Raw genomic sequence first — 19,835 nt, 5'->3', positions numbered from 1 at the left:
TACCTCATGGCTGACAACCGCAAGATCATCGCCCGAAACCGCAAAGCGATGCATGACTATCAGCTGCTGGACACGTTTGAGGCGGGCCTAGTGCTTTCGGGCGTCGAGATAAAGTCAATTCGGGCCAACCAGATCAACTTGCAGGATGGCTGGGTGCAGGCCGTAGGCAACGAACTTTGGCTTATGGGCGTGCACGTCAGCCCGTACAAGCAGGCAAGCGCATTCGATTCGCTCGACCCACGTCGCCCGCGCAAGCTGCTCATGCACCGAAAGGAGATCAACCGCCTGATATCGCGGGTCAATGAGAAAGGCCTCACGCTCATCCCGACGCAGGTCTACCTCAGAAATGGCCGCGCCAAGGTCGAGATCGCACTGGCACGCGGACGCAAGCAGTACGACAAACGCGATCAGATCGCCAAGCGCGAATCCGACTTGCAGCTGCGGCGCGCTCTGCGGGAGCACGCTAACGAGTAGCGCTTGACAGCGAAAGTGAGACTGCTATACTTCTGGAGCGCCCGCCCCATTCGTCTAGCGGTCAGGACGTGGCCCTCTCAAGGCCAAAACAGGGGTTCGATTCCCCTATGGGGCACACATCAACCGGCATCCCTTGTGGATCGCCGGTTTTGCGTTTCTGCACCAGAGTCCCTATTGGTATGAACTCGGTGGTAGGTTTGGACAGTTGCATCATGTCCGCACGGTATAGTACACATTGGCTCGTAGATTGTTGCATCCGAACAGGTAGTTACTATGTCGCTCGATTTGCTGTGTATGGGTCGCAGCTGCATTGACCTCTACTCGAAAGACCTTGGCGCACCCTTTGAGGAGATCACGCAGTTCGCGGCGTATGTCGGCGGTTCACCGACGAACATCGCCGTCGGCGCTCGTCGGCTTGGGCTCAACGCTGGAATCCTTACGGCCATCGGCGATGACCCTGTCGGTAAGTTCATCGTCCACTTTCTACAGACGGAAGGCTTCGATACGACCTTTATTCCGGTCAAGGCTGAGCGTCGTTCAAGCGCCGTCTTGCTCGGCATCCAACCACCCGATCGATTCCCGCTTGTGTTCTACCGCGCCAACAACGCCGATATTGCCCTGAACATCGATGATGTGCTGAACTCCCCGATCGACCAATGCGGTATCTTCCAATTTGCCGGCACGAATTTGTCGAGCGACCCGAGCCGAAGCGCGACCTTGTATGCCGCCGAAATCGCCCGCAAGAACGGCGCGAAGATCGTGCTAGACATCGACTTCAGGCCGGATCAATGGCACGACATACGGGCATTCGGCGTCAGCATCCGGTCGGCGCTGCACTTGGTCGATTTCGTGATCGGCACCGAGGACGAATTCAACGCGGCAGCTCTGGTCGATGCATCGGGCGTACAGATCACGCATTCACAAATGTCCGACGCACACGTTACAGTGCAAGGTGACGCCGTCCAGCAGATGCTTGCCGCCGGCCCGAGTGTGGCTGTTCAGAAGACCGGCGCGAAAGGCTGTCGGCTCCATTTTGACGATGGAACGACAACCGACGTTCCCGGTTTTCCCGTCGAGATTGTCAACATTCTGGGTGCCGGAGACGCGTTTGGTGCAGGCTTGTTGTATGGCGTTTCTCAAGGTTGGGACTGGTATCGCGCGGCACGGCTGGGCAACGCTTGTGGCGCTATCCTAGTCACTCAGCACGGCTGCTCCGAGTTCATGCCGACTATGGCGCAAGTAGTCGAATTCGTCAACGCGTATGGGGGTCTCTGATGCACGCAAAATCACCGCTGCTCGTCCAGCCAACCCAAACGACATCGACTGGGGTCGTCGTCGCTGTAACGCCCCAACAAGCGGGATGGTCTCTGCTCGATGTCAAGGTCCTGCGTTTGAAGCCGGGCGACACGCATTATCTGAGCACCGCCAACAGTGAATTGGGCTGCGTTATCCTTCACGGGCGGGTCGAGTGCAGCGTTAACGGCGAAAACCCTGAGACGTTGGGCCGCAGAACCAGCGTGTTCGAGGACAAGCCATACGCCCTGTACCTCTCGACCAATATGGAAGCCCGGCTCAACGCACTGGATGACGTAGAGATCGCTATCTGTTCCGTGCCTGCGACAGTGAAGTATCCCTATGCAATCGTGCGACCCGAGGATTGCGCGGTCGAACTTCGCGGGGGCGACAACGCGTCACGGCAGATCGTCAGCGTATTTCCACCGGGATTTCCATGCGAGAAGATCGTCTGTGTCGAGGTGTATACACCGAGCGGGAACTGGTCCAGTTATCCACCGCACAAGCACGATCGTCACACCGTGGGACCGGATGGGAGCTTAGTGGAAGCAGACCTCGAAGAAACCTATTTCTATCGGTTTGATCGGCCGGACGGCTTTGCGTATCAACGCGTCTATACGGCCGACAAGCGGCTCGACGAACTGGTACGTGCCACAGATTACAGCATCGTACTGGTTCCGGAAGGTTATCATCCTGTAGCGAGCGGTGTCGGTTCTACCACGTACTACTTGAACTTCCTTGCTGGATCGGCGCAATCACTGGCGAATACCGACGACCCCGAATACGCGTGGATCAAGTCGACACTCGGCCCAATCGACGCACGATTGCCAATTGTTCCTCGCACCTAGCGCCTTAGTCACGACATAGGGATGCAAACGATCATGAATACGATCGAGCTTACGACAGCGCAAGCCATCATCCTGTTCCTCTCCAACCAGTTTGTCGAGCGTGACGGCCAGCGAAATCCGTTCTTTGCCGGATGCTGGGGCATTTTCGGACACGGCAACGTTGCCGGAATCGGTCAAGCGCTTGAGCAGTACGCGTCAGTATTCCCGTACTTTCAGAGCAAGAATGAGCAGGCGCAGGTGCATGTTGCGGCTGCGTTTGCTAAGGCGAGCAATCGTCTGCGTACGTTTGCCGTAACTTCATCCATCGGCCCGGGCGCAACCAACATGCTGACGGGAGCAGCAGCAGCAACGGTCAATCGGCTCCCGGTACTGCTGCTCCCCGGTGACATTTTTGTGGAGCGTGTTCAGGCACCGGTTCTGCAACAGCTTGAAATTCCCTATTCGCAAGACATCTCGGTGAATGATTGCTTCAAGCCCGTCTCCCGCTATTGGGACCGCATCTCTCGTCCAGAACAGCTTCTTGCCGCGCTGCCTGAAGCGGTGCGTGTCCTGACCTCGCCTGCAGAGACTGGCGCTGTCACGCTCAGCTTGCCACAGGACGTGCAAACCTACTCTCACCGCTACCCTGCCGCGTTCTTTGAGCCTCGGACGTGGGTTATCCCGCGCAATCGTGCGGATCGATCAATGATCGACCATGCTGCACAAATCATCACGGCTGCCTCGCGTCCGCTCGTTGTCGCAGGGGGCGGTGTACACTTCTCACATGCGACGTCCACGCTTGCCTCGTTCGCCGAGCGACACGGAATACCCGTAGTCGAGACGCAAGCTGGCAAGGGCGCGCTCCCATTCGATGCGCGTATGGTCATGGGCGCAGCCGGCGCAACCGGCACCACTGCAGCCATCGAGCTGATGCGCGAGGCCGATGTCGTGATTGCCGTCGGAACCCGTCTGACTGATTTCACAACTGCCTCCAAGACGGCATTCCAACACCCAAACGTGAGATTCATAGGCATCAACGTCACGGAGATGGACGCCTACAAGCATAGCGCACTGCCGCTGGTTGGGGATGCGCGCGCGGTCCTCGAAGATCTGACCGAAAGGCTTGGTGATTGGAGCACCGCGCAATCGTTCCAGTCCGAAGCGGCGCAGCTCGCATCCCAGTGGAACGACGAAGTCCAGCGCATCTACGATGTGCGCCACGGGCCACCCATGAGCCAAGGCGAAGTGATCGGCATGTTGAACGAGCTTACCGACCCTTCGGATGTCATCATCTGCGCCGCCGGCAGCTTGCCCGGCGACCTCCATAAGCTGTGGCGTACGCGAAGCGACCGTGGATACCACCTTGAGTACGGGTACTCAACGATGGGCTACGAAATCCCCGCTGGCCTCGGCGTAAAGCTGGCCCTACCCGACCGCGACGCGATCGTCGTCGTCGGCGACGGCTCATACCTCATGATGCACACGGAACTCGTCACGCTGGTTCAAGAGCGCATCAAGGTGATTGTAGTCGTGCTCGACAACTCCGGTTTTGCCAGTATTGGTGGCTTATCACAGAGTGTCGGAAGCGAGGGGTTTGGCACAGAGTACCGGTATCGGTCTGCGTCAGGGCGTTACGACGGCGAACCGCTGAGGATCGACTTCGCCGCGAACATGCGGTCGCTCGGGGTTCATGTTCTTGAAGCCGACGACCACGACGCGTTTGTCTCGGCGCTTGCGGAGGCAAAGCGGCATGACGGTGGTCCGGTGGCAATCGTGACACGAACCGACCGAAATGTGCGCGTCCCAGGCGGAGACGCATGGTGGGATGTCGCCGTTGCCGAAGTGTCAGACAAGCACGCGGTTCAAGACGCGCGCAGGGACTATCTTGAGAAGAAGCGATTGCAGCGCGTCTATTTTCCGCCCACAAAGCCTGGATAGTCGCGAAACCAGTCAGTGTCGCCGTTGGGTCGCCCCGTACGGTCCCAGAATGGAGTTCCGTGCTGCTTCACGATTGCCGCAAGCTCGGTAAGTTCTGACTGCGCCTTGCCGCGCAGCACCTGGATACGGCCATCCTGCCCAACGGCCTTCACAGCCGGATTCCACAAGGCACGCCCAACCATGATGCCACTGCTTCCCGCTTGGCAGGCCGCCAGCACGTGCTGTCTGAACGTTGCGCCATCTACGCCACCACTGAGCAATACCCACGGCGTCGCACCACATGCATCATTTACCATGCCCAACGCATCATCCCACAGCCACCGGGAGTTGTCCGAGCTATCGCGCACCGGGAACTCGATTTTTAGGATATCGACGCCACAGTCCGCCATGGCGCGAAGCATCGACACCGTATGACGGATTCGCGCTCTCGGATCCTGCGTGTTCTCACCCGGGACATCAAACAGGATGGGTTCGAGGTATAGCGGCAGGTCGAACCTGCTGCACACGCCGGCCAGCAGACTAACCAACCGCAGCCGTTCGCTCGCAGTATTGGCTAGCGGATGGAAGTAGATCAGGAGTTTTATCCCGCTTAGGCCCGCGCGCTTGGCTTTCTCGACATTCCAATCCGGTATAAACTGAATCTCTCGCTCGCTTGGATGCTGCTGATAATTGGTGACTTCTAGAGGAGCGATCAGACCAAGTGTCGCAGAGACCATTCCCGACGCGATTCCCTGTCCAATGACCAGCGAGGGATCGCCCAATATGCCAGAACACTGATCACCCAATGCTTGAATGACGTCTCGCTTGAATTCCCCAACTTCGCGATCGTCGACCGGCGCACCGCGTGCGGCAGAGAGGGCATCTCGCAGATTAGCGCGATGATCAATCGCCAGTACCACGAAATGACCATCGTGAGTCGTGCATTGCGTCAGATGCCTAAACTTACCGATCGAGATCATTTCGAGGGCCTTGTTTTGCGAGTTTGCGTGACACGTAAGTATAATTCCGGCAAGAACTTATTCAACCCAGCAAGAAGGTTGAACATGACTATCCGGTTTGGAGTAATAGGTGCTGGTCGCATAGGCAGGATTCACGCTGAGAACGTGGCAGCGCGCGTTCGAAACGCAGAGCTTCTGTGGGTCGCGGATATCGATCACAATGCCGCAGGTACCCTCGCTGCCCGATTTCACGATGTCTCTGCGACGGATCAATACAGAAGAATTTTGGACGATTCGCGTGTCGATGCCGTATTGATTGCGTCGGCAACCCCTACACATGCGGACATCATCGTCGAGGCGGCTCAGGCAGGCAAACACATTTTCTGCGAAAAGCCCATCGACTACAACCTAAACCGGATCGATCGCGCGTTGCAGGCCGTCGAGGATGCCAACGTCAAACTGCAGATCGGCTTCAACCGCCGTTTCGATGCAAACCATCGACGGGTACGCCAAGCGGTCGTTAACGGTGAGATCGGTGATCCGCACCGCGTGCACATCATAAGCCGCGACCCGTCGCCTCCCCCTATCGAGTACATCAAGGTGTCGGGCGGGTTGTTCTTTGACATGACGATTCACGATTTCGACATGGCGCGCTTTCTCACGGGTAGCGAGGCTGAGGAAATCTTCGCAACGGCCGGAGTGATGGTCGATCCCGCTATCGGCGATGCAGGCGATGTCGACACTGCCGTGATTGTGATGCGCTTTGCGAACGGGGTTATCGCAACGATCGACAACAGCCGGCGTGCCGTCTACGGTTACGACCAGCGCGTCGAAGTGTTCGGAAGCGGCGGCAGTGTCTATACTGAGAACCTGTACGCCAATCAGGCTCGTATTCAGACGACGCAAGGCGTGTGGCGTGATCTGCCCCTTCATTTCTTCCTTGAACGATATGAAGACAGCTTCATCACCGAGTTGAACGAGTTCACACAAGCGCTCTTGAGCGGCACGACCGTTCCTGTCACCGGCCTCGACGGACGCGTGCCTGTTGTGATGGCAATGGCGGCAAAGAAGTCTGTGGACCTCAATCGTCCGGTTAAGGTCTCGGAAATCGAGGTCTGATTGTGTCAGTACCTCAAGGTCACGGGTTTGATCGTCTGGACCGGCTGGTCGGTACTGAGCTGGGTCCAACAGAGTGGCACACGGTCACACAGTCCGACATTAACGCCTTTGCCGACACCACCGGTGACACACAGTGGATACACGTCGATGTCGAGCGTGCCAGCGCGGAAAGCCCGTTTGGAGGCACCGTAGCCCACGGCTTTCTCACGCTGTCACTCATTTCGCGATTTCTCTTTGAGGTCGATTTGTTTCCCACAAGCGCCAAGCAAATAATCAACTACGGGATAGATCGCGCCCGCTTCATTACGCCAGTTCGTGCGGGTACACGGGTGCGCGCTCGGATTGAGGTGCTCAACGTGCAAGATCGGCCGGATGGCTCCAAGCTCGTCAAATGCCAAGCGACGATTGAGGTTGAGAACGCCGATCGTCCCGCACTTGTCGCAGAGGTGCTGAACCTGCTTGTGCCTCATGCTGCAGGAAAGGCAACGCTATGAACGTTGGAAGCCTAATCGCGCATCACGCAAGGTATCGCCCATCTCATCTGGCTGTCGTTGTCGGCGACGTGCGGCTGTCCTTCGTTGAGTTCAATCAACGCGTCAACCGGCTTGCGAACGGTTTGGTAGCGTTGGGCATCGGAAAAGGCGACAAGATCGCAACGCTGCTGGGGAACTGCCTCGAACTCATGGAAGTGTACTGGGCGGCGGCAAAAATCGGCGCTGTGACGGTCCCCCTTAGCCCGCTACTGCGCGGTCGCGGACTTGTTACGTTGATCAACGACTCCGACACCAAAGTCATTGTGACGAGTTCTGCGCTCAAGACAGAGATCGAGACCGTTCGAGACGACCTGCCGGGTATCGTCAATGGTGGTTTGATCCTGGTGGATTCAGAGGTTGAGCCGCCGTACACCGCGTATCATTCGTGGGTGAACCACTTCTCGACACACGAGCCACGTTGGGTCGAGATTGAGGATAACGATCCGTTTAATATCGTCTACTCCAGCGGAACGACCGGTCTACCAAAAGGGATCGTCCTTACGCACTACGTCCGGTCAGCTTATGGGTCGCAGTTCAGCACCGCATTCCGGATTCTGCCAGAGAGCGTGATTCTGCATACCGGGGCGCTCGTGTTCAACGGAGCGTTCCTCACGTTCATGCCGCACATGTTTCTCGGCGCCACGTACATCCTCCATAAGCAATTTGACGCCACGAGCTTGATCGAGACCGTACAGCGCGAGCGCGTGACTCACATCATGATGGTGCCAAGCCAAATTGTCGCCTTGCTGAACTCGCCCCACTACGACCCGGAAAAGCTTTCGAGCCTTCAGATGATCGGATCGGTTGGGGCGCCGCTCCTGCACCGCTTCAAGGAGCAGTTGAACCGCGACCTACCCGGCCGCTTCTATGAGTTGTATGGGCTTACAGAAGGCTTCATGACTATTCTCGATCCAACCCACCCCGCCTCCAAAATCGACTCTGTCGGCGTCCCGCCCGTGCTCATGGAACTCAAAATCGTCGATGATACGGGGGTTGAGGTTGGTGTCGGTCAGGTCGGGGAGATCGTTGGTCGCGGCCTAATGATGATGGCCGGATACTACAAACGGCCCGACCTTACCGCACAGGCCGTACGCGATGGATGGTTGTTCTCCGGTGACCTCGGATACGTGGACGAGGATGGATTTCTCTATCTCGTGGACCGCAAGAAAGACATGATCATTTCGGGCGGTGTCAACGTCTACCCGCGCGATATCGAGGAGGTCGCAATCCTCCATCCTGCCGTCAAAGAGGTGGCAGTGTACGGCATCCCATCGGACAAGTGGGGTGAAACACCCATTGCCGCGGTAACCCTGAAATCTCCCGGTTTGGCTACCGCGGATGAGTTGAGGGACTGGATCAATGAGCGTGTCGAGGCGCGATACCAGCGTGTGAGTGCAGTGCGGATCATGGATGACTTCCCGCGCAGCGCTGCCGGGAAGACCCTGAAGCGAATCCTGCGAGATTCGGAACCCAACTAGTCGCCCGCCGAAGCTAGCGGTTTCCGGTTATGCGTTCGAGATCCCCTTCCACGCTGGGATCGGCGACGATCGACATAACGTCGCCGGCTTTCAGCTCGGTACTGCCATGCGGCACGATCAGGCGGTTGGCTCGCGTAACCGACGCGACCACACACTCTGCTGGCCACTTCACGTCCTTGATGAGCATTCCGCGGACCGGAGCGTTCTCGCGCACCTTCAGTTCGTACACATGTCCGCCCGTCAGGTGACTGAGGCGCACGCGTTCGGCGACATGCTGATCTTCAATCTTGCGCGACACGGCAATATTATAGGCACGTACAACGCCATGTCGCCCGATGAAACCCACGACCTCACTTGTCCCTCGCTTCACGACGGGCAGGCGTCCGACGTCCCGTGCGCTCATGATTCTGATCGCTGTCCATAGATCGTCTTCGGGATACGTGACGGCCAAGTTCCGGCTGCAAATGTCTCCCACGGTGTGCGACGCCGTGGGATCGAGTTCATACGCGCGCTGCAAATCGGCAAGGGTCACGATCCCCACAAGTCGATTGTTGTCGTCAAGAACGCAGAGCGAGTTTGTGTGCTGGCGACGGAGAGAGTCGCGCAGCTCCACCAGCGTCGCATTCTCATGTATGCTCGGCGCCGGAGAGACCATCGCCTCCGATACCTGAACGCCCTGCATCATGTCGATCTCGCGCCCGGGCTGCAGGCGTACGCCTTGTCGCACTAAGGAGATCGCGTAGATACCGTGCTTTTCGAACCGATCGGCCACCAGAATGCAGATAATCGTAGTCAACATGATTGGCAGGATGAGTCGGTAGTCGTTTGTAAGTTCGAACACCATCATGATTGCCGTGATTGGTGCGCGAAGTACTGCAGCCAACATTCCAGCCATTCCAGCAATTGCGTATGACTGCGGATCGCCTGCCTGCGGCCCGATCACGCTGTTCGCGACCTGCCCAAAAGCCGCACCAATCATCGTCCCGGAGAACAGCGCGGGCGCGAACACGCCGCCGACGAATCCGCCGGCAAGCGAGATAATGTTGGTGACAACTTTGAGGCCGCAGAGCAACAGCAAGAACCCGACACCATAGTTCGCGGCGCCCTCGAGAACCGCGTTCATCGGTTCACGCCCGATTCCGAGAATCTGCGGTACGAACACCCCTACCCCGCCGACAAGTGCACCTGCTAGCGCGGTCCGCAAAGGTCGAGGCAGTGTCACGTACTTGTGCCACAAGTCGTGCTGCCAGTACAAACCGCGCACGTGCGCCACTGCGATTAGAGCGACGATGATCCCAAGCGGGACGAACATCACAAGTTCGATCGGCCCGCCGAGTTGGTAATTGAACGGCCCCATCTCGACATGCGGATCAAGGGCCTGCGTCATCGCAGAAGACACCACTGCGGCAAGGATGACGACACTCAGTGAACCGGCCGCGTACGAGTTATTGAGCACAACTTCAAGCGCGAAGAAGACGCCTGCAATCGGCGCCTTAAAGGCAGCCGCGATCCCCGCTGCCGAGCCTGCGGCAACAAGCAGTCGGACCCCCTCTTCGCGCATTCCAATCAGTACACCCAGCCACGAACCGAGATTCGACCCAAGCTGAACACTCGGATCCTCAGGCCCGGCCGAAGCGCCAGCGCCGAGCGACAGCGCCGAGGCAATCGCCTTCGCGGGCATCTTGCGAAATGGCAGACGTCCGCCTGACAATGCAACCGACTCGATTACGCCAGCAACACCGTGGTGCCGCTCATGACCGACGGCGCGATCCATAATGAAGCCGACGACGAATCCCGCTGCGCCGAGAACGAGAACGATGGCGGCAGCGCCGAACAAGGGTCCTAGTGCGTGCACTGCAGCTTCCACGCCGTGTTCGTGAATGACCTCGATCGCCACGCGGTATAGCCGCACGATCAAGGCGGCGATCGCGCCGAGTCCGAATGCGACGAACAGCAAGCCTAAGCCCTGCGAAGCCTGCAATCGCCGAAGCAAGTAAGTCATAGAGTTAACCACTACAGGATGCGTTCCTGTGCACTACGGGTTCACGACAATCCGCGAGCGAAGAGTCGCCTCATCGATACTGCCAGCTGCGAACGCACGCGCATCGTCGCTGCTGATACCCACGTACCGAATCAGTGCCTGATTGGCAGTACAGTCCACGAAGCGCACCGCCAACCCGTTAATGTCGGTCGGGATTTGCGATGCAGCCGAACCCAGCGCAGTAATTGCGCTTGGAATCTGCGACCGAAGCGAACCCGTATCGGAGCAGACATCGGCAACTGCCGTGTTTCCGAGCGATGTCTGCATTTGAGTCTCCGACCCTGCTACGACGTCAAATTCGTTCAGGGCAGATTCGACTACAGTAACCTGCGGAGCAGCAGTCTCGGCACCGCCTGATTCCTCGGTCGGTACAGTCGTCGGTTCAGCCGGAGTCTCGCCTGGCGTTTCGGTTGGAACTTCGCTAGGGGTCTCGGTAGGCTCTCGGTAGGCGCGTCAGTGGCGGTCTCCGGCGTTGCGCTGGGTGTGTCCGTCGCCGGTGTATCGGTATTCGTCTCGACGACCTGAGGCGTAACCGTCTCGGTACTGCTCACACCAGCGCTTCCGGGGGTCTCCGTCGCCTCAGCAACAGCCGTCGGCGACTGGCCATTCTGCCCGACTATCCGCGGGAGCAGTAGGGCAAGCGCAGCGACGATAATGAGCAGCGCAACGACAGCCACCAGCCACACGGGAAACCGGCCGCCAGACGAACGTGCCTGTGCAGCAGGCTGTTCTACTGATCTGGACTTCGGCTGGTCAGACGCGAGAGAACGTACCGGTCTCGCCGGCTCAGACGGCGCGGGCTCGATATCGAACGTCGTTGCCTCGTCAATCAGTGCCTGTGCACCCGGATACTTGGGATCGAGCTTCACGACCGTTTCCAGGGCCTTGAGCCCCTGCGAGGCATCGGAGACAGCGTGAGCATAAAGCCACCAGCCGTCGGGGTCGTTAGGATGGTCGACGAGATAGGCCGAGAGAATGTCCCGAGCGCGGGCGAGTTCGTCCGCCTGAATCGCTTCGTAGGCGGCACGAAGCTCACCACCGGATGCTTCCGTCATGTGACCGTATCTCCTGCTAGGGAGCAATAAGGCAAGTCACGGTAAAGTGTAAACGCACACTCCCGCGATCGCAACTTAAGACAAAAACGGACCCGTATCGGCAGTGATACGGGTCCGTCGTGTGCCCCGGAGAGGACTCGAACCTCCACCCCGTGAAGGACATGGCCCTCAACCATGCGCGTCTGCCAATTCCGCCACCAGGGCATATTGCATTGGAGGTCAGTATATCGGTAAGCTAAGTGCCGGTCAATAGAGAACAGACAGTGGCTGACCGGCCCGGTATTGGAATGGGAAAGTTATGATCATTGCTGTAGATGCTATGGGAACTGATGCGTGCCCAGTCGCGGACGTACACGGTGCGGTTCTCGCGGCACGAGAGCGCGGGCTTCACGTCGTGCTCGTAGGCGATGACGCAGCCATCAGGCGTGAACTCATCAAGTACGATACGGCTGGGCTCGCGGTCGATGTGGTACACGCGTCGCAGGCGATCACGATGCATGACAAGCCAAGCGCCGTCGGCAAAGGCAAGCCCGAGTCGTCGATGCATGCCGCCCTCAACATGGTCAAAGACAAGCAGGCAGACGCATTCGTGACGATGGGCAATACAGGAGCCGCCCACGCAATCGCCATGCTGCATTCAGTCGGGCGGATTCGCGGCGTCAAACGCCCCGCGTTGTCCGCCGTATTTCCAGTTTTCGGCCAGCCCGTCATCTTCACCGACATCGGCGCGAACGCCGACGCGAAGGCGGAGTGGATGGTGCAGTTTGCACTGATGGGTGCAATCTACGCGGAACATGCGCTCGGGACCTCGTCCAACCCGCGTGTTGGTTTGTTGTCAAACGGCGAGGAAGAGGGCAAAGGAAACACGCTGATCCGGGAAACCGCCGAAGTCTTGGCACGCCTGCCCCTCAATTTCGTGGGGAATGTTGAGCCAAAACAGATCTTTCACAACCAAGCCGACGTCGTCGTTAGCGATGGTTTCGTCGGCAACATTCTGGTCAAGACCTATGAGGCAGGAACACGATACCTTTCTGAGAATATCCGTCGTACAATTCGCGCCAACATCGTGTGGACCCTTGCCGGCGCCATTCTGCGGCCAGCATTTGGCCGTGTACGCACAAAGATCGACACGACCGAGGTCGGAGGTGCGCCCCTTTTAGGCGTCGACGGTGTTGTCATTATCGGTCATGGAAGCTCGAACGAAATCGCAGTACGAAACGCGATCTTCCAGGCGGAACGTGCAGTCAACGGAGATATCGTCAACCACATCCGGCAGCGGCTTCCCGAAGTTACATCGCTGCTGGAGAGTGCACCATAGGAGGAAAGGTATGGACCTGCTACGGAGAGGCCGGCCGCGGGTAGTCATCACTGGTCTGGGAGCTGTGACAGCCCTCGGTCCAGTCAAGCAGCTTTGGGACAGCCTGCTAGCGGGCCGTTCCGGGATACGCAAGATCGAGACGATCGATACCGAGCACGTGTCGGTAAAGATCGCTGCAGAGGTTCGCAATTTCGATCTGTCGAATTACGTGGACTACAAGGAAGCGCGGCGCATGGGACGCGCATCGCAGCTCGCCGTTTCAGCAGCATATCAAGCGCTTGAAGATTCCGGACTCGATGTCGAAGCGGTCGAGAAGCAGTCGGATCGGGTCGGTGTGGTGGTCGGCACTACATTCGGATCGCACGAGCTATCGACCGATGCAACCTTCGATTTCAGGACGACGTGGCGCAAGCCCAATCCATTAGCGATGGTGAACTCGCTGCCCAACATGCCTGCACACTACATCAGCAAACTGCTGCGCGCGCTCGGGCCGCTCACCACACCGTCTACGGCGTGCGCTGCGGGTACTCAGTCGATTGGTGAAGCTTCCGAACTGATCCGGACCGGGCGAGCAGACTATGTCGTAACAGGGGGTGTGGAGGCGATCCTGCAGGACTACACAGTCGCTGGATTCACCGCCATGACCGCCCTTGCGACGGAGTATAATGACACCCCGGATAAGGCCAGCCGCCCCTTCGACAAGAACCGGTCGGGCTTTGTAATCGGGGAAGGCGCAGCAATTGTGATCATCGAGTCGCTGGCCAACGCACTCCGGCGTGGTGCGCGCATCTACGCGGAGATTCTCGGGCACGCGTCCTCATCGGATGGCTATCACGTTGCCGCCCTGGACCCCTCCGCGAGCGGCGCCACACGATCGATGAAGTGGGCGATTGAGGACGCGCGGATCAACCCGGAGAAGATCGCCTACATCAATGCCCACGGTACGTCGACACCCACTAACGATGTGATGGAGACGACTGCCATTAAGCGTGCAATCGGCGAACACGCATACAACACATGGATTAGCTCCACCAAGAGTATGCTTGGGCATGCCTTCGGTGCATCAGGCGCCATTGAGGCTGTCGTGACTGCGCTGTCGCTCTTCACGCAGAAGGTCCACCCCACGATTAACTACGAAACTCCCGATCCCGAGTGCGATCTCGACTACGTTCCCAATACGGCACGAGACGCGAATGGACTGGATATCGCATTGTCCAACAGCTTTGGCCTCGGTGGGCAAAACGCAACGCTAGTCATGGGTCGGATATAACCTCCTCACCGGTTGCAGGTCCGCTAGATACAAGTCGTTCTTCCGGACCTGCAGCTTGTCGATCCGACGGTTTATCAAGTAATGTCGGAGCATGCTGAGTTGAGGAGGCCGATGGGTGTCGGCACTAGAAGTGATTCGCGGCCTGCTTGACCAAGGTCAAGTCAAAAAGGCAGAAGTTGCAATCGCCAAGGAAATGCGCACCGCGTCGCACGGCGCATTGTCGCGCGATCTATTGGCGCTTAGGGCGCGCGCTAAGCTGTATACATCACGCCCCGAAGGCGCAATCGACGACCTCGCGCGTGCTCGCGCCCTCGACCCGTCGATCACGCAGGATCCCGAGTGGTTGGAACTGCTTGCCGACAGCCATCTCTCGCGATTCGAGTTGTCGGCTGTGGGATTGGTCGAGCGTGCGGATATTCAACAGGCCGAGACGCTGTATCGAACGCTGCTTGCGGACTACCCGGACTATCGAAACATCGGGTGGATTGCCTATCAACTGGGACGCTTGCTTGCGATCAACAATCTGCCAGACGATTCCGTAGCGATGTTCAAGCAAGCCCAGCAAAGCCAATCCGCCGTGGAGTCGCTGCCTGCATACTGCTTCGAACGCCTTGGGTATATCGAATTCTACGAGTATCGCCACACCCAGCGAGCACTCGACTATCTTGATCTTGCCTTCCGCGCATACCCCGCACACGAGGATCGCAGCTGGCTCGTACAGCTCTATCTCCTGCGGGGACGAATCTTGCGCGACTCACATCGAATTCCCGAAGCGATCGAAGCGGCCGAGACCGCGCTAAAGATGGGTGCGTCGATGCGCAAAGCATCACGCAACCTTCAGCGAGAGGCGCTGTTCACGGCTTGCGAGATTCTTTCGCGATCGGTGGGCGGCGAGAAACGAGTCGTCGAGCTTGTCGAGCAGTTCTTCAGCTTGTCTCGGCGGCCGCAAGGCATCGATGTTACATGGTCGCGGGCGTACGAGATGCTCGCAGACGCACTCGCCTCGCTTGGTCGCTATGAACGCGCTGTCGATGCGTACTTGGCGGCCCTCCAGTACAACCCGTATCATCCGTGGGAAGTGTCAATCCTGTATCGTACGGCCGTTGCCTACTATCAACATGGCGACTATCACCGCGCGCTGAGTGCGCTTGTCCATGGATTGGACGTTGCGCGTGCCGAGAATCAGGCTGTCGACTATCGTCATTATGATCTCTTGGGCAACGCGCACTACGCGTTAGGCAACTATCCAGAGGCCGTAGCCGCATACGATCATGCGCTGCAGCTTGCCCCTCGATCGGAAGCAATCGTGGACAAGATCGCCCATTACCGTGCGTATGCACTGGACAAGGGGCCGCACAACCCTGTGACAGGCTAGCGTCGCGGGTTACAATGTACCCTTACCGATGGGAAGACACTCGCGGACTTGAGCGCAATTCATGGTTGAACCAGTAGTAGTAATCGGCGGTGGACTCGCCGGTTCTGAGGCGGCGTGGCAGCTCGCCCAACGCGGCTATGATGTCACCCTCTACGAGATGCGCCCCGTCCGGACTACCGGCGCGCACGTCAGCGACCGCCTCGCGGAGTTGGTATGCTCGAATTCGCTCGGTTCGAACCTCCCGGACCGCGCCACGGGCGTGCTGCTCAACGAGCTGCGCACACTGAAATCGCTGCTCATACACGCGGCTGAAACGAGCGCCGTGCCGGCGGGTGGCGCACTCGCGGTGGACCGCGAGATGTTCGCCGAACATGTCACGTCGGCACTCAAGAGACACCCGAAAATCGAGATAGTCCGCGAAGAGGTAACCACCATCCCGTCTGGCCCGGCGATCATCGCTACCGGACCGCTCACCTCCCCTGCACTGGCGCAGGCACTCATCGCTCTTACCGGGGAAGAGCACCTCTACTTCTACGACGCGATATCGCCTATCGTAACCGCCGAGTCGATCGACATGTCGATCGCGTTCCGGGCGAGCCGCTACGATCGTGGCGATGACGACTATATCAACTGCCCGATGAACGCAGACGAGTACAGGACGTTTGTTGAAGCCGTACGAAACGCCGAGACCAGCACGCTCCGCGATTTTGAACGTGAAGATCCGCACTTCTTCGAAGGCTGTGTGCCTATCGAGCAGTTAGCGAAGCGCGGAGACGATACGCTGGCTTATGGGCCAATGCGTCCGGTCGGACTGCGGGATCCGCGAACAGGAAAACGGCCTGCCGCGGTCGTACAGCTGCGCCGCGACAATATCGCTGGGAGCCTGTACAACATTGTCGGCTTCCAGACCAATATCAAATGGGGCGCACAAGAGCAGATACTCCGCCTCATCCCCGGGCTCGCAGAAGCTGAGTTCGTACGTATGGGACAGATGCATCGCAACACGTTTGTCAATTCGCCCAAGCTGCTCGGTCCGACCATGCAGCTGAGAACGCGTGACGACCTCTATCTGGCGGGCCAGATCACAGGCATCGAGGGCTACGCTGGAAACATCGCCACAGGCTTGTTGGCTGCAATAAACCTGCACCGATCCGGATCTGGCCTCGAGCCGTTTGTGCTGCCCATTACGACGATGCTTGGCGCGCTTGCGCACTACATTTCCAGCGCCGAACCAAAGCACTTCCAACCGATGAAGGCGAACTTCGGCATCCTGCCCGAGCTCGACGAACGAGTTCGAGGCAAGCGCGATCGCTACGCCGCCTATGCCGAACGGGCAAAGGCCGACCTCGACAGATGTATCCGGGCAGCGCATGACCCGAAACTCTTGGACGAGCTTCCCGACCACTCGGTTCCAGTTACTTACTAACGTTGAAAGGCGCAATCACATGACTCAACCGGCAAACCGTCTCGACCGCCTCCCCGCCTATGTGTTTGCAGTGATCGGGGACCGGTTGCGGGCGATGCAGGCCGCTGGTGTCGATGTCATTCGATTGGACATTGGTAGCCCGGATGCTCCACCGCCAGAAAATGTGATCCAGCGGCTGGCACAAGCCGCGCTTGACCCGAATATGCATGGTTACTCGGGCTACCGTGGCCATCCGGCGTTCCGACAGGCCGTCGCTCGCTACTACCAACGGCGCTTCGGAGTGACGATAAACCCTGACACCGAAGTACTGCCCCTGCTGGGAAGCAAGGAGGGGATCGTCAACCTGACCCTCGCCTTCTGCGATACTGGCGACGCCGTACTGATCCCATCTGTCGGTTACCCGTCGTATATGCAGAGCGCCCGTCTGGCTGGGGCCGACATCGAATGGGCACCGATCGATGTCGAAAACGGTTATCTCGCAGACCTGAGTCGCGTGAGCGATGCTGCGGCACGGCGTTCGAAGATTCTTTGGCTCAACTACCCGAACAACCCGACCGGCGCAGTTGCCCCCTTCGATTACCTGCAAGATGCCGTCGCATGGAGTGCATCCCACGATGTCCTTCTCGCGTTCGACAATCCCTACTGCGAGGTCACGTTCGATGGCTATGTCGCGCCGAGCATCATGCAGGTCGATGGCGCGAAAGAGACGGCTGTCGAGTTCATCTCGCTGTCAAAGAGCCACAACATGGCCGGGTGGCGGCTTGGTGCCGCCGTTGGCAGCAAACAGGCAATCGACACGCTGCTCAAGGTGAAGAGCAACTTTGACAGCGGGCATTTCAACGCCGTTTACCTCGCCGGCCAGACGGCGCTTGATGACACACCCCAATCGTGGATCGATGCCCGCAATCACACATATCAACTGCGCCGCGACAAACTCGTGGCCGCGTTGCCCGAGATCGGTCTGCGTGGCGACACGCCGAAAGCTACGCTTTATGTGTGGGCGACGCCGGACAAGCTCAACGCCTCGGAATATGTCGAGAAGGCACTGGTCGAAGCCCACGTTTCGCTGGCAGGCGGGGCGGCGTACGGCCCGGACGGAACGGATTGGATCCGATTCAGCATCGGAGTGCCAGATGATCAGTTCGACGATGCTATCCGGCGGTTAAAGGAGTGGTACGCAGCACAATATGCCTAACTTGCACGAGGTCGTGCGATTTGAAGTCGAGCGGGCCATCCTCGTGGCCGCGATGGAACGTGGTTCGCGCCCGCTAATGTCTATGCAAGACTCGCTGTCCGAATTGGCTTTGCTGGCCTCGACAGCGGGAATCAACGTGGTTGGTCAGACCACGCAGGTCCTGCGTCAGATTGAGCCGGCAACGTTCATCGGCTCGGGAAAGCTCGAAGAAGTCAGGGACTTGCTCGTGGCTATGGACGCCCGTGTCCTGATCTTTGACGACGAGCTTTCTCCGCGCCATCAGCGCGAGATCGAGGAGCGACTGCGCCCGTCCATACCCGAGGTCAAAGTCATCGACCGGTCAGCCCTCATACTCGATATCTTCGCCCAACACGCCCAAACGCGGGAGGGTTCGCTTCAGGTCGAGCTGGCGCAGTACGAGTACCGCATGCCACGCCTCACCCGGCAATGGACACACCTCGCCCGGCAAGGTGGCGGCAAGGGAGCGGCGGCAGGCGTCGGTCTTCGCGGGCCCGGCGAAACGCAGCTTGAGGTTGATCGTCGCGAAATGTCGCGCAAGATTGCCAAGCTGAAGCAAGAACTGGAGATCGTACGCGGTCACCGCGGCAGGCAGCGCAGTCAACGGTCGCGCTCTGGTGTGCCGGTCGTGGCACTGGTCGGTTACACCAATGCGGGCAAGTCGACACTGCTCAATGCGTTGACTGACGCGCACGCGTTCGTGGCAGATCAACTTTTTGCGACACTGGACCCGACAACCCGCAAACTCGAACTTCCTTCAGGACGGCAAGCGGTGCTGACCGACACCGTGGGCTTCATTCAGAAGCTGCCAACCACGCTTATCGCGGCGTTTCGTGCCACGCTCGAAGAAGTCGCCGAGGCGGACCTCCTGCTCCACGTTATCGACGTCACACACCCAAATGTCGCGGAGCACTTCGAGGCTGTAGAAGACACACTCGCGGAGATAGATGTCCCGCCTATTCCGCGCATACTCGTCTTCAACAAAGCGGACCGGTGGCACGGCGCCGAACTCCCGTTTAACGCTCACGAGATCGGCTATTCCTCCGCAGTCCTCGTGAGTGCGGTCGCCGGTAGTGGTTTGGATGAACTGCGTGAAGCGATCGATCACGGGTTGGCCACGGCATCCCACACCTTGCACCTTCGCTTCCCGTACGACCGTGGCGATCTGGTGTCACTCGCGTATGAACACGCGACGGTACTGACGCGGGAAGACAAGGCAGATGGGGTACACTTAACCGCACGAATGCCCGCGGCATTCGCCGAACAGTTGAAGGAACACGAGGTCAGATCATGAGAAGGCTGGACAGCTCTCGACGTCTCGGGCGCCTAATCGATCTCGCTTCGTCCAGTTTGGCCCGACGCCGCGGCCTCCCAGTAGTGATCGGGATCGTGCTCGTTGCCGTCGCGCTGATCATCGATCTCGTTGGCTACGCGTCGAACTCGCGCGCCCTGCAAATCGCGGGCACGATCACACACAGCGTCGGCGTGCTCTTCGCGCTGGTCGGCTTGACGCTTGCAACACCGCTCGGCAAATAGC

At 58.7% G+C, this 19,835-nt stretch carries 18 protein-coding genes and 2 tRNA genes; 15 read left to right on the top strand and 5 right to left on the bottom strand.

Going from position 1 to position 19,835, the window contains the following annotated elements; all coding sequences use genetic code 11:
- Positions 1-6 precede the first annotated feature (6 nt).
- The 5 genes from smpB (at position 7) to iolD (ending at position 4,532) form a co-directional block, all read left to right on the top strand.
- A complete protein-coding gene (gene smpB, locus IPM16_06315; protein ID MBK9122720.1) occupies positions 7-474 on the top strand; it encodes an SsrA-binding protein SmpB in 468 nt (155 codons plus the stop codon).
- Between the two features lie 43 nt (positions 475-517).
- Positions 518-589, top strand: a tRNA-Glu gene (locus IPM16_06310).
- Between the two features lie 179 nt (positions 590-768).
- Positions 769-1,749 (top strand): 5-dehydro-2-deoxygluconokinase, encoded by a 981-nt coding sequence (iolC, locus tag IPM16_06305; protein MBK9122719.1) that lies wholly within the window; start codon positions 769-771, stop codon positions 1,747-1,749.
- On the top strand, positions 1,749-2,615 hold the full coding sequence (gene iolB / locus IPM16_06300; GenBank protein ID MBK9122718.1) for a 5-deoxy-glucuronate isomerase: 867 nt from the start codon (positions 1,749-1,751) through the stop codon (positions 2,613-2,615). The genes iolC and iolB overlap by 1 nt, the downstream gene beginning before the upstream one ends.
- A gap of 33 nt (positions 2,616-2,648) precedes the next feature.
- Complete coding sequence (iolD, locus tag IPM16_06295; GenBank protein MBK9122717.1) at positions 2,649-4,532, top strand: 3D-(3,5/4)-trihydroxycyclohexane-1,2-dione acylhydrolase (decyclizing); 1,884 nt, start codon at positions 2,649-2,651, stop codon at positions 4,530-4,532.
- Here iolD and IPM16_06290 read toward each other — a convergent pair.
- Entirely contained in the window at positions 4,505-5,491 is a 987-nt protein-coding gene (locus IPM16_06290) for a tagatose 1,6-diphosphate aldolase (GenBank protein ID MBK9122716.1), read from the bottom strand. The genes iolD and IPM16_06290 overlap by 28 nt on opposite strands.
- A gap of 84 nt (positions 5,492-5,575) precedes the next feature.
- Here IPM16_06290 and iolG point away from each other — a divergent pair, with 84 nt between their 5' ends.
- Genes iolG through IPM16_06275 form a run of 3 tightly spaced genes read left to right on the top strand, consistent with a single transcriptional unit; the run spans position 5,576 to position 8,600 of the window.
- Positions 5,576-6,589 (top strand): inositol 2-dehydrogenase, encoded by a 1,014-nt coding sequence (gene iolG / locus IPM16_06285; protein ID MBK9122715.1) that lies wholly within the window; start codon positions 5,576-5,578, stop codon positions 6,587-6,589.
- Between the two features lie 35 nt (positions 6,590-6,624).
- Positions 6,625-7,083, top strand: a complete 459-nt coding sequence (locus IPM16_06280) for a MaoC family dehydratase (protein MBK9122714.1) — start codon at positions 6,625-6,627, stop codon at positions 7,081-7,083.
- Complete coding sequence (locus tag IPM16_06275) at positions 7,080-8,600, top strand: AMP-binding protein (GenBank protein ID MBK9122713.1); 1,521 nt, start codon at positions 7,080-7,082, stop codon at positions 8,598-8,600. Before IPM16_06280 ends, IPM16_06275 begins: the two co-directional genes overlap by 4 nt.
- 13 nt (positions 8,601-8,613) lie before the next feature.
- On the opposite strand, the gene IPM16_06270 is transcribed toward IPM16_06275, so the two are convergent.
- The 4 genes from IPM16_06270 to IPM16_06255 form a co-directional block, all read right to left on the bottom strand.
- Positions 8,614-10,602 carry a chloride channel protein gene (locus IPM16_06270; protein MBK9122712.1) on the bottom strand — a complete coding sequence of 663 codons (1,989 nt, stop codon included), beginning with the start codon at positions 10,600-10,602 and terminating at the stop codon, positions 8,614-8,616.
- Positions 10,603-10,635: 33 nt separating this feature from the next.
- Positions 10,636-10,908 (bottom strand): hypothetical protein, encoded by a 273-nt coding sequence (locus IPM16_06265; protein ID MBK9122711.1) that lies wholly within the window; start codon positions 10,906-10,908, stop codon positions 10,636-10,638.
- Between the two features lie 50 nt (positions 10,909-10,958).
- Complete coding sequence (locus tag IPM16_06260) at positions 10,959-11,696, bottom strand: hypothetical protein (protein ID MBK9122710.1); 738 nt, start codon at positions 11,694-11,696, stop codon at positions 10,959-10,961.
- Between the two features lie 122 nt (positions 11,697-11,818).
- Positions 11,819-11,900, bottom strand: a tRNA-Leu gene (locus IPM16_06255).
- A gap of 94 nt (positions 11,901-11,994) precedes the next feature.
- Between IPM16_06255 and plsX the strand changes: the two genes are divergently transcribed.
- The 7 genes from plsX to IPM16_06220 all read left to right on the top strand — a co-directional run bounded on the left by plsX (position 11,995) and on the right by IPM16_06220 (position 19,834).
- The gene (gene plsX, locus IPM16_06250) at positions 11,995-13,014 is read left to right on the top strand and encodes a phosphate acyltransferase PlsX (protein MBK9122709.1); all 1,020 of its coding nucleotides are present in this window, start codon (positions 11,995-11,997) and stop codon (positions 13,012-13,014) included.
- Between the two features lie 10 nt (positions 13,015-13,024).
- Positions 13,025-14,284, top strand: a complete 1,260-nt coding sequence (gene fabF / locus IPM16_06245; protein MBK9122708.1) for a beta-ketoacyl-ACP synthase II — start codon at positions 13,025-13,027, stop codon at positions 14,282-14,284.
- 115 nt (positions 14,285-14,399) lie between these two features.
- Entirely contained in the window at positions 14,400-15,659 is a 1,260-nt protein-coding gene (locus IPM16_06240) for a tetratricopeptide repeat protein (GenBank protein ID MBK9122707.1), read from the top strand.
- A 61-nt stretch (positions 15,660-15,720) separates the two neighbouring features.
- Positions 15,721-17,085: a methylenetetrahydrofolate--tRNA-(uracil(54)-C(5))-methyltransferase (FADH(2)-oxidizing) TrmFO gene (gene trmFO / locus IPM16_06235; GenBank protein ID MBK9122706.1), complete on the top strand. Its 1,365-nt coding sequence runs from the start codon at positions 15,721-15,723 to the stop codon at positions 17,083-17,085.
- A gap of 19 nt (positions 17,086-17,104) precedes the next feature.
- Positions 17,105-18,280, top strand: coding sequence for an aminotransferase class I/II-fold pyridoxal phosphate-dependent enzyme (locus tag IPM16_06230; protein MBK9122705.1), 1,176 nt, complete (start codon positions 17,105-17,107; stop codon positions 18,278-18,280).
- Positions 18,273-19,592, top strand: a complete 1,320-nt coding sequence (hflX, locus tag IPM16_06225; GenBank protein MBK9122704.1) for a GTPase HflX — start codon at positions 18,273-18,275, stop codon at positions 19,590-19,592. Before IPM16_06230 ends, hflX begins: the two co-directional genes overlap by 8 nt.
- Positions 19,593-19,687: 95 nt before the next feature.
- Entirely contained in the window at positions 19,688-19,834 is a 147-nt protein-coding gene (locus IPM16_06220; protein MBK9122703.1) for a hypothetical protein, read from the top strand.
- The last annotated feature ends 1 nt before the right edge of the window (position 19,835 follow it).

This window comes from Candidatus Flexicrinis affinis (genome assembly GCA_016716525.1).
In the GTDB taxonomy this organism is placed as follows: Bacteria; Chloroflexota; Anaerolineae; order Aggregatilineales; family Phototrophicaceae; genus Flexicrinis; species Flexicrinis affinis.
The sequence above is the reverse complement of the archived record's forward strand: the minus strand, read 5'-3'. Positions and strand labels throughout refer to the sequence as shown.

Excerpts from the sequence above, each read along its gene's own strand:
- fabF (MBK9122708.1), top strand. The coding sequence starts at position 13,025 with ATGGACCTGCTACGGAGAGGCCGGCCGCGGGTAGTCATCACTGGTCTG.
- iolB (MBK9122718.1), top strand. The coding sequence starts at position 1,749 with ATGCACGCAAAATCACCGCTGCTCGTCCAGCCAACCCAAACGACATCG.
- IPM16_06270 (MBK9122712.1), bottom strand. The coding sequence starts at position 10,602 with ATGACTTACTTGCTTCGGCGATTGCAGGCTTCGCAGGGCTTAGGCTTG.
- IPM16_06230 (MBK9122705.1), top strand. The coding sequence starts at position 17,105 with ATGACTCAACCGGCAAACCGTCTCGACCGCCTCCCCGCCTATGTGTTT.
- IPM16_06260 (MBK9122710.1), bottom strand. The coding sequence starts at position 11,696 with ATGACGGAAGCATCCGGTGGTGAGCTTCGTGCCGCCTACGAAGCGATT.
- iolC (MBK9122719.1), top strand. The coding sequence starts at position 769 with ATGGGTCGCAGCTGCATTGACCTCTACTCGAAAGACCTTGGCGCACCC.
- iolG (MBK9122715.1), top strand. The coding sequence starts at position 5,576 with ATGACTATCCGGTTTGGAGTAATAGGTGCTGGTCGCATAGGCAGGATT.
- hflX (MBK9122704.1), top strand. The coding sequence starts at position 18,273 with ATGCCTAACTTGCACGAGGTCGTGCGATTTGAAGTCGAGCGGGCCATC.
- iolD (MBK9122717.1), top strand. The coding sequence starts at position 2,649 with ATGAATACGATCGAGCTTACGACAGCGCAAGCCATCATCCTGTTCCTC.
- IPM16_06275 (MBK9122713.1), top strand. The coding sequence starts at position 7,080 with ATGAACGTTGGAAGCCTAATCGCGCATCACGCAAGGTATCGCCCATCT.
- trmFO (MBK9122706.1), top strand. The coding sequence starts at position 15,721 with ATGGTTGAACCAGTAGTAGTAATCGGCGGTGGACTCGCCGGTTCTGAG.
- smpB (MBK9122720.1), top strand. The coding sequence starts at position 7 with ATGGCTGACAACCGCAAGATCATCGCCCGAAACCGCAAAGCGATGCAT.
- IPM16_06290 (MBK9122716.1), bottom strand. The coding sequence starts at position 5,491 with ATGATCTCGATCGGTAAGTTTAGGCATCTGACGCAATGCACGACTCAC.
- plsX (MBK9122709.1), top strand. The coding sequence starts at position 11,995 with ATGATCATTGCTGTAGATGCTATGGGAACTGATGCGTGCCCAGTCGCG.
- IPM16_06265 (MBK9122711.1), bottom strand. The coding sequence starts at position 10,908 with ATGCAGACATCGCTCGGAAACACGGCAGTTGCCGATGTCTGCTCCGAT.